Genomic DNA, 13,024 nt, shown 5'->3' on the forward strand with positions numbered 1-13,024 from the left:
CTCAATTGACTCAAGGATTATCACCATGGAATCAACTACAAGGAAATCAGAGCTTCTCGAACAAAGGATAGGTTATTCATTCGAGGATCAGTCGCTCCTGGATAGGGCTTTGACCACCGTCTCGAAGGCCAACGAGATGCGAAAGGATGGGGAACAACTGCCTTATGATGAGAAGCAGGAAGCCCTCGCAACGCTCGGTGATGGGGTTCTAAGGTTACTGGTAGTGGAATGGCTCATCCTGGAAAAGCATATGAACAAGAAAGGACCAATTTCCAAGTTGACGGGAGATCTGGTGAGCCGGACGCACCTGGGGCTCTTGGCGGAGAAGCTAGCGCTTGAGGAGTTCGTTGTCTGGGGTGAAGGGGAGTTCAGAAGAGAGGAATGGCACCGTTCCACTAGGATGCTGGCAGAATGTCTTGAAGCCCTGGTTGGAGCCGTTTTTCTTGATGGGGGAATAAACAGCTGCAGAGAGATGCTGCTCCATGTGGGCTTCTTGAAGATGATTGACCCATGAAGCTACTTCTTTGACCTGAAGGACCTAAGGGGCGCTCCGCAGATCGGGCAGTCCTTATGGAGATCTCTCCATATTCGTCCACAACCAGTGCACTTGTACCGCCATCTTAACTTCTTGCTTATTCCCTTCTTGCCTGCGGGTACGAACGCGATCCCCATATGTGATGCTAGATTCTGGATGGAGTAATCATCAGACATCAGGGTTGCTTCCAGCTCGAACGCCAATGCTAACAATTCGAGATCTACCGGGGAGAGTCTAGCATCATCCCCGGTTTCTATTGCAGCTACCCCCACCGCATCGAGACTCTCCTTGGATGGGGTCAATATATTAAGTAGCTCAGAAAGGAAAGGAATCCTATTGTCGTTATGTGCCTCCAGCTCTCTCAAAACACCTGGTGATGTATACACCTCACCGATTGGCATCTCCTGAAGTAGGAAAAGTGCGGATGCATCAAGTACCCATCTCACGACCCAGGATAGTAAGTGTCCCCACTTATCATTTACTTCGAAAAGGATGCCTTCAATTCAAATAGCGTTAAATATGGGTAGTCCATAGCCAGGCGAGATGAAGGACATCGCGATCGAGCCTGAGGTCGTCGATTACATTACTCATCACGGAAGGGATTTCCGTCTCTCGACCTCATGTTATGGTCCAGTAATAGTTCCTCTGGAGGTAAAGCCTCCCAAGGAGACAGACCTTAGAATCCAGGTGAATGGTAATATTCTATACGTATCTAGGGTACAAGCAAGATACATAGATCGAATTACCAAGAGAATGCTATGCGATGTAGCCTATCTGAGGAGTTGTTCCGTCTTTAAGGATTGACCTTTTCGATTCCGTTAAGTAAGGATTCGAGGGTTCCCTGAGGATCTAGGTTTGATTCCTCCCTGTTAATAGCCCTTATTTCGGCGGATGTCTGAGGTTTCTGGGGAACAAAGGGGCAGGAGGGAGTCTTCCTAATGGATTGTTCGTATGTGCCTACATCTCTTCCCACAGCCTCAATCTCGAGTTTATCCAAGCCGATAAGGGGCCTTAAAACGGGAAATTCAAGCCCTCGTTGCTCAACCAGTATATTCTGCAAGGTCTGGGATGCTACTTGGCCCAGGGAGTCTCCAGTTATGATGGCCTCTGCACCCTCCCTCAGTGCAAAATCCCTGGCCGTCCTCAACATGTATCTCTTGCAAAGCACGCATTGAAAGCTACTTCCACATCGCTCCCTTATTCTTTGCTGCATTCTGAAATAAGGGGCGGTATAAAGCGGCATACTGGTTTCTGTCACCTTTCTGAGAACATCAGCAAGATCCTTGACTATCTCCAAAATCCTATGATCACTAGAACCAAAGTTGTCCATGTGAAGGAGCAGTATCTCTGCTCCTCTAGAGGCCATTAGATAGGCGGCTACTGGAGAGTCAATCCCGCTTGACAGCAGACATACGGCCTTCATTCTACCTTCCTAAGGAGCAAGATATGAGATGGTCAATGTAAAAACCTTGCACTGAGTGGCCTATCTTAAACTTGCATCAATAATACTTTATCAGCCATATTCAACAGTATCAGAATAAATGGTGCCCTCTTTTTCAGAATATTAAGGGTGAACCCTTCTCGTGCCTGGATTAGGCTATTAGTTGAAAGAAAAAGTTTCAGGTATTGAACCGGGGAGTCTCGCCGGATCCCAACTCAGGGAATCCTAGGAAGTCCTCCTCATCATCGGTTTCAGAGTCGACAACCATGTTGAATAACATGCCGACGATCTCCTTCATCTGCCGTAGTTCACTCTTGAGTTCGTCAATCTCGCGAACCAGGTCTTCTGTGGATTTCTTCATCGAGTTTACCCTATCCTGCCTAATCGCTATGGGGGTCATATACTTTTGCCTTTAACTACCGCGTGGTATTTGCGACACCGATTCGGAGAGTGATGTATTGGGAATAGCCAGCATCCATTTTCAATCGGATTTCACCATCTATTTATACTAGTTCCTTCTCACTCGCTCGTGTCTTTCTGTTTGTAAAACTCGGTAAAGTCAACGTCGCTGTAGTCATCGGCATATTTGCGGTATTCCGTCCTCTCACAAGCATCACAATACAGAGAGTTACCCTTTCTCTTCAGGGGCGCACGACACCTTCTACACAGAGCCTTTATGACGCCTAGATGGGGGCTTACCGTTGTTAGCTGGATGGAAGGCTTGACCTGAATCACCCTCGCCCTCACGATATCACTGGGTCTAAACTCCTTCCCGACCTCTGAGGTATAACCAGATGATACCTTGGAAATATGGATGGTTCCGTTTGTGTCTCCAGTAATATTACGGTCTTCTCCCTCTACCGAAATGACTTCACAAATGGCCATGCTGATCTTGACATCAGTAATCTCTCCAAACACGGTATCCCCAGGCTTCAGTTTTACTGGGGGGTGCTCTGCCTTAACCATGGCAGTCTTTTCCTCGTGATCGAGCTCCAAATCCCCGAACACCGCGGCATACACCTTGCCGTTCTCCTCGTAAGTACCATTGGCCGCTATGAACTCCTCAACCACGGCCACCTCCTCTCCGGGGAGCACCTTCTTCTTCTTCATAATCTCTCACCTTCGAATGAGCAGTAGCACGATGTCAACGCTCTTCTTTTCCTTCTTGTGGAACCCGAACATATGCGGTATATTAAACTTATAGCTTTTCCGGTACTCGATATGGGCTCCCAGGTCCGATATCTCTCTTTGAAGAAAGGGTTCCGTCTGCTCCATATGGAGTGAGTAGACAGTCTCGGCACATTCGATGGCCTTCTTAATGAAAGGCCTATCGGCACCTTTCCTCTGTGACCCAAAGGGCGGATTCTGAATAACAGTATCGCCCCTACCCTGGAATGAAGCGATATCGGACTCCACTAAATCGATCTCAGCACCTAGATTCTTGGCATTCGAGCTAGCGACATCCAGTGCTTTGGGGTCGACGTCCACACCTATTACCTTTTTAGCGCCAAGAAGACTGGAGCCTATCGAGAAGATGCCACTTCCACAACCTAGATCAATGACAACCTTTCCCTGGATGTCTCCCAGAGAATACATAGTGAATAGAATATCTGCTGCCAAGGGTGCGGGTGTAGAGTACTGCTCCAGGTTTGCGCTCGGTTCTGGGAGCGGGGCAATCTTCTGGAGTATCATCTCGAGCTCTCTCTTCTTCAATCAACTCACCCGTATATGACTCAGATCTGGATTATCCATCCTTTCAATAACGGAGCCCAAGGTCAAGGAAATCAGCACTCGTTAGGATTCCCACTATTACGCCCTTCCTTGAAACCAAAACTGCTTCCTCACGTTGAAGATGCAGAGAGGCCAGTTCAATAGAGGTGTCGTCGTTCAAAATGGAGAATGGCGGTTCCATGATTTCGCTGATGGGAGTCTCCATGACCTCATCGTAGGTCTTGCTACCGCTCCGGGTCTCATCTATGGTGTAGCCTCGTATCCTGTCGTCTGTGATGGCTCCTACTACCCTTTCACCATCCATTACGGGAAGCTGGGTGAACCGCCCCTTCACCATTCTGTCCACCACCTCTCCAATGGTTTGGTTTGGGGATACGCTAATCACTCCCTTGGTGGCCAGATCATAGACCGTGAGTTGTTCTCCAAGCCCTTTCCCCTCTACCTTCTGACGCCGTATCTCTTCCTCAAAGGCATCGAAGATCTGTTTGACCTTGATAAATGAAGGATCGATACTCCCGCTCTCAATTTTCGCGATTAATGACTGAGAGACACCAGCCTTAGATGCTAGCTCTCTTTGTGAAAGATTCAATTTCTTCCTAATCTCCCGGATTTTACTCAGCTCTGGAAGCTGGGGGAGGAACGATATCTTGGAAAATGCCGTAGACAAACACCCCCGAATTATCTTGCTCTAACCTCCATGAAGTTTATCAGATATGAATCTTATTGGAATCAAAAGAAATCGTTCGAAAATTACATACATCTTGTTTTCAAGGTCGGCTGTTGTACAAGGAAGAAATATTGGGTCGTGAAACGGTAATAGCATCTGGTTACGAAATTCAAATCAAATGAGTCTAATAAGAATCTGTTGCTCAATAATATATTAATAGGCAATCAATCGTGGAGTTCTATGAGGGTGTGAATTAACTTGAAGTTCAATGAGTTTGAAACTAGTGTTCCCGATTGTACTTCTTACAATGAAGACCACCAGGCCAGCACAAGATCCATTCATTCGATTCAAGTGCGTTTTCGATTCAATAATTCACTAACAACACCCCATTTGACAGGCAGGGAGAAACCATTCTCCCATTTACACCTAGTGATTACTTAAAAGAATCATTCAAGGAATGATTTGACCGCTGATGGAGGCGGGAACTTGTTGAAGAGCAGAGTAAATCGTATCGAGAAGTGTGGAGTTGACCTTGCTAAGATTTATCACAGTCCCAGGAATCAAGACAATTATTTGGCTTCGCGCCCCCCGGGGATGGAGAGACAACCTGGAGGATGTGGGATTGCGGGGTGCATCGATGTCAGGGGAGGTAAGATCTCCGGCGACACGATAGCCAAGATGATTACGACAATGGGTGAGAGGGAGAACGGTCTTGGCGCAGGATATGTTGGGTATGGCATCTTTCCCGATAGAAGAGACGAGTACTGCCTTCAATTTCTCTTCGATAATGAAGATGCAAAGACCAGAACTGAAGAGTTCCTCAAGGACAATGTTTACATCACTGGTGACGAAAGGGTCTACACAAGGAAGGTCTCTACATTGGACCCGCCATATCCTCTTGTCTGGCGCTTTTTCGCCATTGCCAAGGAGAAACTGGACTGGCCCAGAGGACCCATCTTTGACCCTGATGACCGAATCGTTGAGTTGGCTATGCAGATCAACACCGAGGTGGATGGTGCATTCTGCGTCTCAAGCGGAAAGGATATGGCTGTGTTCAAGGGGTGTGGCTACTCCCATGAAATTGCCGAGTTCTTTGACATATCAAGATATGAGGGGTCCATGTGGCTCTCTCATTCGCGTTTCCCCACGAACTCCCCCGGGTGGTGGGCTGGAGCCCACCCCATCAGTATACTAGACTGGTCCGTATGTCACAACGGAGAGATCACCTCCTACGGTGTGAATAAGAAGCTCGTCGAGATGGAGGGATACAAGTGTAGCCTGCTCACTGACACAGAAGTGATAATCTATATCTGGGACATGCTCGTGAGAAGGCACGGCCTGCCAATTCCCACCGCTGCCTTTGCCATGGCGCCCTGGTACTATCCTCTAATAGAAGGCATGGATGAGAAGAGCAAGAAGTTGGCTACCTGGCTTAGGATTGTTTACAAGGAGGCTTTCCTAAATGGGCCTTTCAGCATTCTTGTAGGTAGAAGGGAACCAGAAACGACCATGATCGCAATGGCAGACAGGAAGAAACTCCGACCCCTTATAGCGGGAACATCGGAGAAAAAAGACGTCATCTTCGCCGCAAGCGAGGAGTGTGCGATTCGCGCAGTTGACACTAAGGCGTGGACCTGGACTGCTGATGCAGGGAGCCCTGTCATAGCCCAAAGGGGAAAGGGGCTCATTAGGTCAGGTCTTGAACACCCGTTCAAGGGGGTGATGGAGTGACCTCAGGAGGATCCACCAAGCAAAGGGATAGGCACCTCTGGGAGAGATTCCGTCCCATTATCGACGAGGAACTTTGCATTAATTGTGGAAAATGCGCAAAGGAGTGCAGTTTCGGTGCTTTAGATTTCAAGGAGAAGAAGGTCAGATACCAGGGAGGATGTGTAGCCTGCGGAAGGTGTATGTCATTCTGCCCAACCAGCGCTATAATGGTGAACGATGTACCAAACATATTCCCACATCATCCCTGGTTCACAGAGCGTGACAGGAGAGCGATCGCAGCCCAGGCCCGGAGTGGTGGCGTACTTCTTTCTTCCTGCGGAACCGACCTTCCTTACAGATCGATTTATGATGACCTCCTACTGGACGCGGCCCAGGTGACCAATCCATCGATCGACCCATTGAGGGAGCCAATCGAGACCAGGACATACCTGGGAAGACGGTCGGGGAAGCTCTGCATCGAGAAGCGCGGGAAGAAGTATGAACTTGTCTCGGGGGATGGAGCGATAGTCTCTATGGACATGCCAATAATGATAGGTCACATATCTCTTGGGTCAGTGAGCTACAATACCCAAAAGGCTCTTTTCACCGCTGCAGAGCATTTGAACATCGTGGCAGGTTCTGGAGAAGGAGGGCTTCATCCAGACTTCTTTAATTTCGCACACAGAATCAACAGTGAAGTAGCAAGTGGTCGATTTGGAGTCACCCCCGAGTACTTGAAACGTGTGGCCGCCGTAGAGATAAAGATCGGGCAAGGTGCCAAGCCAGGTCACGGAGGACATTTACCCGGCGAGAAGGTCACAGAGATGATCTCCCAGACACGGATGATCCCCGAGGGTACGGATGCTCTATCGCCCTATCCACATCACGACATCTACAGCATAGAGGATCTCCAGCAGCTTATTTCAGTACTGAAGGAGGCCACTGATTATCAGATGCCTGTGGGTGTCAAGGTAGCGGCTGTACACAATATCGGGGCAATCGCATCAGGTATAGTCAGGGCTGGGGCGGACTTCATGACCATCGATGGTTTTCGGGGTGGAACTGGTTCCGCTCCAAGGGTTATTAGGGACCATGCTGGCATTCCTATCGAGGTGGCGATTGCCACTGTTGACCAGAAGCTTACAGAAGAAGGACTTAGGAACAAGGTTACTCTCTGTGCAAGCGGTTCAGTAAGATCCTCAGCGGACATGATCAAGATAATAGCACTGGGAGCAGACGTGGCCAGTGTTTGCACGGCGGCCATGGTTGCCATGGGATGCAGGGTTTGCCAACACTGCCATATGGGCATCTGTGCATGGGGAATTGCGACTCAGAAGGTCGAGCTAGCTTCTAGGTTGGATCCCAAGATCGCCGCAATGAGCGTGGTGAACCTGTTCAGGGCCTGGAACGAGGAACTGAGGGAGGTCTTGGGAGCGATGGGTATCGATTCTGTTGAGAGCCTTGTAGGAAACCGAGATCGCCTCAGATATGTCGGTCCCAATCCCAAAATGGCGGAAGTGATGGATGTTAAGCATGTGGGTGAGGGCTGGGGGTGATCTCGTGAACCACAATCTTGCCAAGAATAGACACAACGGTCCCAAGGTAGTGACAAAGGAGGAGGTGACCATAAGAGCTGATGGTAGGGATGGCCTCGGTCATCCCCTAGATTATCACGTCCTCAACCAGATGATCAAGGATGAGATGGCAGCTGGGAGGAAGCTCATCCGTGTGGAGGGTGTCCTTGGACAACGTTACATCGGTGCAACGGCATCCAGAAATGACCTCAGAATCGAGGTATATGGGACACCTGGTAACAACCTGGGAGCTCTTCTGAACGGCACCAATATCGAGGTCTTTGGTAATGGCCAGGACCTTACAGGTAACACCATGAATTCTGGGAGAATCATCGTCCATGGTAGTGTAAGCGATGTTACCGGGCTCGCTGCTAGGGGTGGTGAGATCCTCATCAAAGACAGCGCAGGATACCGTACTGGAATCCATATGAAGGAATTCAAGGGTTCTGGTCCCTCAATTATCATTGGCGGTAGAGTTGGGGATTACCTAGGGGAATACATGGCCGGAGGTACCGTGCTGGTACTCGGTTTAGAGATAACTGACAGGCCCATAATAGGTCAGCACATCGGCGCAGGAATGCACGGCGGGAGGATGTACATAATGGGCGATGTGAGAATCCAGCAGCTTGCACCAGGGGCCTCGCTTAAGGATATCAACCTTAGCGATAGGAAGGAGATCGAAAGGCTGCTGGTCAACTATGAAGACACATTCGGTGTGACGGTGAATGTTGATTGGCGCAAATTCAGAAAAATAGTCCCCACTAGCAGCAGACCTTTTGGAGGCTATTACGACAAGACCATGATCTAATCAGCAAACCCTACATCAGGAAAACGCATCACCGATTCCAGAACGACCTTGAGGTCAATGTCTCTCAGGCCAATCGGTACGATCTTCTTGGTAATGGTCTCGTCAAGTGTTCGGTTGTCAGGAGCTTGAATCCTGATCATGACATTCTTGTCCCCGGTGATAAAAAGGACTTCGAGGATGCCATTCACCTTCTTCAATTCTATAAGATCCCTGAAACGGACGTGGCCTTCCATATTTGCCAGTAAGATGGCTTCGGTGTGAATTCCCATCTGCTCGGCGTTGATGAGGGCCACGTAGCCCAGTATTACCCCATCGTTTTCCATGCGTCCGATCCTATCCCTCACGGTAGATGGGGAGCGTTTCAGCTTCTGAGCTACCTCACGATAGCTCATCTTGCCATCGGTCCTCAGTAACCGAAGTATCTTCCTGTTCATCTCGTCCATTGAACCCTTTACCTCTCCCTTAGACAAGGATATAATCAAGTTTAATAGAATATAACTATTTCCTAGAATTACGCCGTTTCAGCGGTCTTGCTGAGCAATTTCGGGGAAACTGCATATTTATTAATATACTTCATTGCCTGCTATCAGATGTTCTTGAAGAAGTATGAAGGTGCTTCTGGTTTTGGTTTGAAGCACCTCTCATTGATATCGGATATCTTGAGATCAAAGTCAGTACCAAGCGTTTCCACCGCATCTCTGAAAACCTGGCTCAATTTCTCAGGAGGAGAGATCACCCGTGCGTTTAACACAAGCTCAGCCTCCCCATTGAGATACCTAGACCCCTTAAGACCATCTACCTGCATCGAATCTCCCACAAGGCTGACCTTCACAGCAACCTGTGGCGAGTGGATCACCACCTTGACATGGGCGATATCTAGAGGATCAAAAGCTGAGGTTGTATGCTTCATAATGGAGGTGACGATGTCATAGATGTCCGCCTTTCCTTTTGGTTCAACCCTGGAAACGCTGCTGTACCATCCAAGGCTCGCCTTTTCCCCAGCAAATTGACTGTTCTCCACACCTGTAGGGAGTTTGGTGCTCTTTCTCTCGGACAGGATAAGATCGGCAATTCGCTCTAAATTCTCACCTGTGATGGATGAATAGGGGATCAAATCCACACCGTCAAGATGCTGATCAAGTGATTCGAGCACGGATTCCTCTGAACCATCCGGGACCTTATCCATCTTAGAAATGATCACGACCTCTGCTTCCTTGACCTGATGCGAGGGGATTAGAGTTACTTTCTCCCCAGGTCGCCCTCCGTTCAGGAGGCCGAGTGCCTGGTTCCCATCTACCACGACCATCAGGGGTGCCACCTCGAACTCATCTGGGTAGAGTGTTCGCAGAGGAGCGACCACTGTGGCAAGGATATTGGTCGATGTCCCGATGGGCTCAGCGATTATCACATCAGGACGGCTCATCTGTACGAGTTTTCTTGCGTTCTTCACGAACTCGTCGAAGTTGGCGCAGAAACAACCACCCAGTACTTCCTTGACATCGAAACCTGCGTCCTTGGTGAACTCTGTGTCCACCAGTACATCTCCTTGATCATTGGTGATTATGGCCACTGATCTGTCGTACTTCTCCCTCAGGTATCTTCCCAGGTTGACGGCCAAGGTAGTCTTTCCTGCTCCCAGGAATCCTCCCAAGATTATGAAACGGGTGGGTGAAGTTGGATGAGATGCTCCTGTGTCTCGGACGCTCATGAGCAGTGGAAGAAGAGAAGGATGATATATGATTTACCCTCGAACAATCACGCTAATTGAAGGCTACTCGATGCCCTCTATCTGAATCGTCCTTCGCAGGAAAGCGCAGCTGGCGCACGGGATGCTCAGCTGGAATCGTTGGTCAGATGCTATGCCTCTCAACGCGGCAAGCATCGCCAGGTCCAATGGCCTGAATGGGGGTTTTCTACCGTTCGTTTCCAGAAGGGCACTGTCGCTCTCCTCGATCTCAAAATCGAACTGTGGGTTTTCTACTAGAAATCTCAAACAGTTGTCCGCCTCATCTCTTGAACAAGTGTCGCACCTGACACCCACTTCACTCAAGGAACCGAAGAGATTGGCTATTGGGTCAACCATATGGATGCTTCTCTCCCGACCAAGAGTGATGTAGACGGCATGCCTATTAGCAGGCTTGATTAGCTCTTTTCTGGTGCCCCTCACCTTCTGTTCCTCGGCCACACACCAGAAGTCGGTGAGGTGGTTGTTGAGCTGGTAGACCAGCTGATGGTATCCAAGCCCGATATTGTCTGCAAGCTGCTGCTTGGAGATGGGGCCATAGAGTGTTAGACTGTAGAGTGTCTTGAGTATTTGCTTGCGCAGATCGTGATTTACCAGGGAGGTGTAGGTTTCTGGATCGATGTATGAGATCTCAATTCGACAGTCCAGCTTCACAGAGTCAATCATCACTTCTCCAATATTTAACCCTATAGTCAAATATATGAGGCATTGAATCCAGATTTCCGAAGACGCTCTCTGAATTCATTGTTTTCTATTGCTATTGGGATTCAAACCCCACATCCTATTGAGTTCGATCCAGTAAATGCTCCCTTCAAAGATCCTGGAAATCGGAGGTTATTTCCTTGAGGAAAATTCACTGAGCCTGTTTCATTGCAGGGACTTGATTGCCTCCTTCACCTCGTCAATTGCAGTGGGATCCTCAATGGTGGTATGATCTCCCAGGGGCTTGTCAGCCATTAACGATCTGAGGATCCTTCTCATGATCTTGCCACTCCTGGTCTTGGGAACCTTGCTCACGAAGTACAGGTGACCAACGATGACTATTGGCCCCAGCGTATCCCTGACCAACTTCCTCAATTCCTGGGCCAGTTCGTCACTACCACTCTCACCTGGATTTAGCACGACAAAGGCAGCAGCGACCTCTCCCCTCAGCTCATCCGGTTCGCCGACAACTGCAGTCTCGGCGACCTTCGGGTGGGCCAATAGGGCGCTTTCGATCTCAATTGTCCCTATTCTATGGGCGGATATCTTGATCACCTCGTCTGCCCTCCCCTGGAACCATACATAGCCGTCCTCATCGATGATGGCACTGTCCCCAGTGTAATAGACACCAGGAATGGTGTTCCAGTAGAATGCCAAGTATCTCTCGTGATCTCTCCAAAGAGTTGGAGTTAAACCTGGGAAGGGCCTACGGACCACAAAGTTACCCTTGCTCCCGGGTGGGAGGGATTTTCCCTCCCCGTCCACCACATCAGCATCGATGCCTGGTAGTGGTATTGTCGCTGCTCCTGATTTGATGGGGAGCATGCATATCCCATATGGGTTTCCTACCATTGGACCACTGCTTTCTGTCTGCCACATATGATCTATCACAGGTACTCGACCATCGAGTACGTCCTTGTGAAGCCACTCGTAAGCGGGAGGGTTGAGCACTTCCCCCGCACAGAGCACCAGACGCAAGGAGGAAAGATCGTGTCTCCTTGGGTATTCTATTCCCTCCTGCATCAGCGCCCTAACACCAGTTGGCGAGATCCACAGTTGGGTCACTCGGTTCCTCTCTATAATGTCCCACCATATGTCAGGAGATGGATGGATGGGTACCCCCTCGAACATTATGGTGGAGCAACCGATGAGCAATGGTGCATAGACAACATAGGAGTGGCCTACGATCCATCCTACATCCGAGGTCGACCACCAGACATCCTCTGGCTTCATGTCGTAAACCCATTTGGCCATGGCGGTTATCCAGACCTGATATGAACCGTGGGGTTGGACAGTCCCCTTTGGTTTGGACATGGTTCCAGAGGTGTAAAGGATGAAGGCCAGGTCGTTAGCGTCGACGGGTATAGCCTTACCCGACTCTCCACGGCCGAGATCAAGTGCCTGACCCCAGGTGATATCCCTTCCCTCGACCATTCCAGCGCTGCCTTCTCTCTCCAGGACAACGACCTTCTCAACGCACTTGGCAACCTCCAGAGCTCTATCTACTGTGTCCTTCAGGGAAACAGCCTTTCCCCTTCTGTATCCCACATCGGCGGTGATCACGATCCGAGATTCCGCGTCAACTATCCTGTCCGCCAGGGCACCGAACCCGAAGCCACCGAATACCACGGAATGCACAGCTCCGATCCTCGTGGTAGCTAACATAGCGACGGCCGCTTCCGGGACCATCGGCATGTAGATGGTCACCCGGTCACCCTTCTCAACCCCCAAAGCACGAAGAGCGGCAGCAAATCTCTCCACCTGGTGATGGAGCTGGTTGTAGGTTATCACCCGACTCTTCTCTCCTTCTCCACTCTCCCAGATGATCGCTGCTCGATTGCCCCTCCCTTTTAACAGATGGTAATCCAGACAGTTGTAGGAAATGTTTGTCTCCGCTCCTGGAAACCACTTGAATTCAGGGTATTCCCATTCGAGAACCTTATCCCATGGTTTGAACCAGTGTATATCCTCAGCAACTTTTCCCCAGAATTCTTCTGGATCCTCCAACGCCCGCCTCCTCATCCACTCCAAGTGGGAGGGAAGCTCCAAACCCGTTCCGGAAGTCATGTGCCACCCTGAAACTATCATTTGGAAGTATGTTATTAATGATTT

At 49.5% G+C, this 13,024-nt stretch carries 15 protein-coding genes; 5 read left to right on the forward strand and 10 right to left on the reverse strand.

Annotated elements, in window-relative coordinates:
- The first annotated feature begins 25 nt into the window (after positions 1-25).
- Entirely contained in the window at positions 26-514 is a 489-nt protein-coding gene (locus tag GKC03_00440; GenBank protein ID NYT11002.1) for a ribonuclease III, read from the forward strand.
- Between the two features lie 2 nt (positions 515-516).
- On the opposite strand, the gene GKC03_00445 is transcribed toward GKC03_00440, so the two are convergent.
- A complete protein-coding gene (locus tag GKC03_00445; protein ID NYT11003.1) occupies positions 517-981 on the reverse strand; it encodes a nucleic acid-binding protein in 465 nt (154 codons plus the stop codon).
- A 97-nt stretch (positions 982-1,078) separates the two neighbouring features.
- Here GKC03_00445 and GKC03_00450 point away from each other — a divergent pair, with 97 nt between their 5' ends.
- Complete coding sequence (locus GKC03_00450; GenBank protein ID NYT11004.1) at positions 1,079-1,339, forward strand: hypothetical protein; 261 nt, start codon at positions 1,079-1,081, stop codon at positions 1,337-1,339.
- Here the strand turns inward: GKC03_00450 and GKC03_00455 are convergent.
- The 5 genes from GKC03_00455 to GKC03_00475 form a co-directional block, all read right to left on the reverse strand.
- Positions 1,329-1,958 carry a tRNA 4-thiouridine(8) synthase ThiI gene (locus tag GKC03_00455; protein NYT11005.1) on the reverse strand — a complete coding sequence of 210 codons (630 nt, stop codon included), beginning with the start codon at positions 1,956-1,958 and terminating at the stop codon, positions 1,329-1,331. The two genes, GKC03_00450 and GKC03_00455, sit on opposite strands and share 11 nt — an antisense overlap.
- Before the next feature lie 196 nt (positions 1,959-2,154).
- Positions 2,155-2,337, reverse strand: a complete 183-nt coding sequence (locus GKC03_00460) for a hypothetical protein (protein NYT11006.1) — start codon at positions 2,335-2,337, stop codon at positions 2,155-2,157.
- Positions 2,338-2,495: 158 nt separating this feature from the next.
- Positions 2,496-3,086 (reverse strand): RNA-binding protein, encoded by a 591-nt coding sequence (locus tag GKC03_00465; GenBank protein NYT11007.1) that lies wholly within the window; start codon positions 3,084-3,086, stop codon positions 2,496-2,498.
- Positions 3,087-3,092: 6 nt separating this feature from the next.
- Positions 3,093-3,668, reverse strand: coding sequence for a methyltransferase (locus GKC03_00470; GenBank protein ID NYT11008.1), 576 nt, complete (start codon positions 3,666-3,668; stop codon positions 3,093-3,095).
- Positions 3,669-3,732: 64 nt separating this feature from the next.
- Positions 3,733-4,374 carry a helix-turn-helix domain-containing protein gene (locus GKC03_00475; protein ID NYT11009.1) on the reverse strand — a complete coding sequence of 214 codons (642 nt, stop codon included), beginning with the start codon at positions 4,372-4,374 and terminating at the stop codon, positions 3,733-3,735.
- Between the two features lie 573 nt (positions 4,375-4,947).
- Between GKC03_00475 and GKC03_00480 the strand changes: the two genes are divergently transcribed.
- Genes GKC03_00480 through GKC03_00490 form a run of 3 tightly spaced genes read left to right on the forward strand, consistent with a single transcriptional unit; the run spans position 4,948 to position 8,466 of the window.
- Positions 4,948-6,105, forward strand: coding sequence for a glutamine amidotransferase family protein (locus GKC03_00480; GenBank protein NYT11010.1), 1,158 nt, complete (start codon positions 4,948-4,950; stop codon positions 6,103-6,105).
- Between the two features lie 56 nt (positions 6,106-6,161).
- Positions 6,162-7,640 carry an FMN-binding glutamate synthase family protein gene (locus GKC03_00485; GenBank protein NYT11011.1) on the forward strand — a complete coding sequence of 493 codons (1,479 nt, stop codon included), beginning with the start codon at positions 6,162-6,164 and terminating at the stop codon, positions 7,638-7,640.
- A gap of 4 nt (positions 7,641-7,644) precedes the next feature.
- The gene (locus GKC03_00490) at positions 7,645-8,466 is read left to right on the forward strand and encodes a hypothetical protein (GenBank protein NYT11012.1); all 822 of its coding nucleotides are present in this window, start codon (positions 7,645-7,647) and stop codon (positions 8,464-8,466) included.
- Here GKC03_00490 and GKC03_00495 read toward each other — a convergent pair.
- The 4 genes from GKC03_00495 to acs form a co-directional block, all read right to left on the reverse strand.
- Positions 8,463-8,936, reverse strand: a complete 474-nt coding sequence (locus GKC03_00495) for an Lrp/AsnC family transcriptional regulator (GenBank protein ID NYT11013.1) — start codon at positions 8,934-8,936, stop codon at positions 8,463-8,465. The genes GKC03_00490 and GKC03_00495 overlap by 4 nt on opposite strands.
- Before the next feature lie 116 nt (positions 8,937-9,052).
- A complete protein-coding gene (locus GKC03_00500) occupies positions 9,053-10,174 on the reverse strand; it encodes a hypothetical protein (protein NYT11014.1) in 1,122 nt (373 codons plus the stop codon).
- 63 nt (positions 10,175-10,237) lie between these two features.
- A complete protein-coding gene (locus GKC03_00505) occupies positions 10,238-10,876 on the reverse strand; it encodes a hypothetical protein (GenBank protein NYT11015.1) in 639 nt (212 codons plus the stop codon).
- A 201-nt stretch (positions 10,877-11,077) separates the two neighbouring features.
- Complete coding sequence (acs, locus tag GKC03_00510; GenBank protein NYT11016.1) at positions 11,078-12,979, reverse strand: acetate--CoA ligase; 1,902 nt, start codon at positions 12,977-12,979, stop codon at positions 11,078-11,080.
- Positions 12,980-13,024 lie beyond the last annotated feature (45 nt).

Source organism: Methanomassiliicoccales archaeon (genome assembly GCA_013415695.1).
Taxonomy (GTDB): Archaea; Thermoplasmatota; Thermoplasmata; order Methanomassiliicoccales; family JAAEEP01; genus JAAEEP01.

Excerpts from the sequence above, each read along its gene's own strand:
- GKC03_00440 (NYT11002.1), top strand. The coding sequence starts at position 26 with ATGGAATCAACTACAAGGAAATCAGAGCTTCTCGAACAAAGGATAGGT.
- GKC03_00450 (NYT11004.1), top strand. The coding sequence starts at position 1,079 with ATGAAGGACATCGCGATCGAGCCTGAGGTCGTCGATTACATTACTCAT.
- GKC03_00455 (NYT11005.1), bottom strand. The coding sequence starts at position 1,958 with ATGAAGGCCGTATGTCTGCTGTCAAGCGGGATTGACTCTCCAGTAGCC.
- GKC03_00460 (NYT11006.1), bottom strand. The coding sequence starts at position 2,337 with ATGAAGAAATCCACAGAAGACCTGGTTCGCGAGATTGACGAACTCAAG.
- GKC03_00465 (NYT11007.1), bottom strand. The coding sequence starts at position 3,086 with ATGAAGAAGAAGAAGGTGCTCCCCGGAGAGGAGGTGGCCGTGGTTGAG.
- GKC03_00470 (NYT11008.1), bottom strand. The coding sequence starts at position 3,668 with ATGATACTCCAGAAGATTGCCCCGCTCCCAGAACCGAGCGCAAACCTG.
- GKC03_00500 (NYT11014.1), bottom strand. The coding sequence starts at position 10,174 with ATGAGCGTCCGAGACACAGGAGCATCTCATCCAACTTCACCCACCCGT.
- GKC03_00505 (NYT11015.1), bottom strand. The coding sequence starts at position 10,876 with ATGATTGACTCTGTGAAGCTGGACTGTCGAATTGAGATCTCATACATC.
- acs (NYT11016.1), bottom strand. The coding sequence starts at position 12,979 with ATGACTTCCGGAACGGGTTTGGAGCTTCCCTCCCACTTGGAGTGGATG.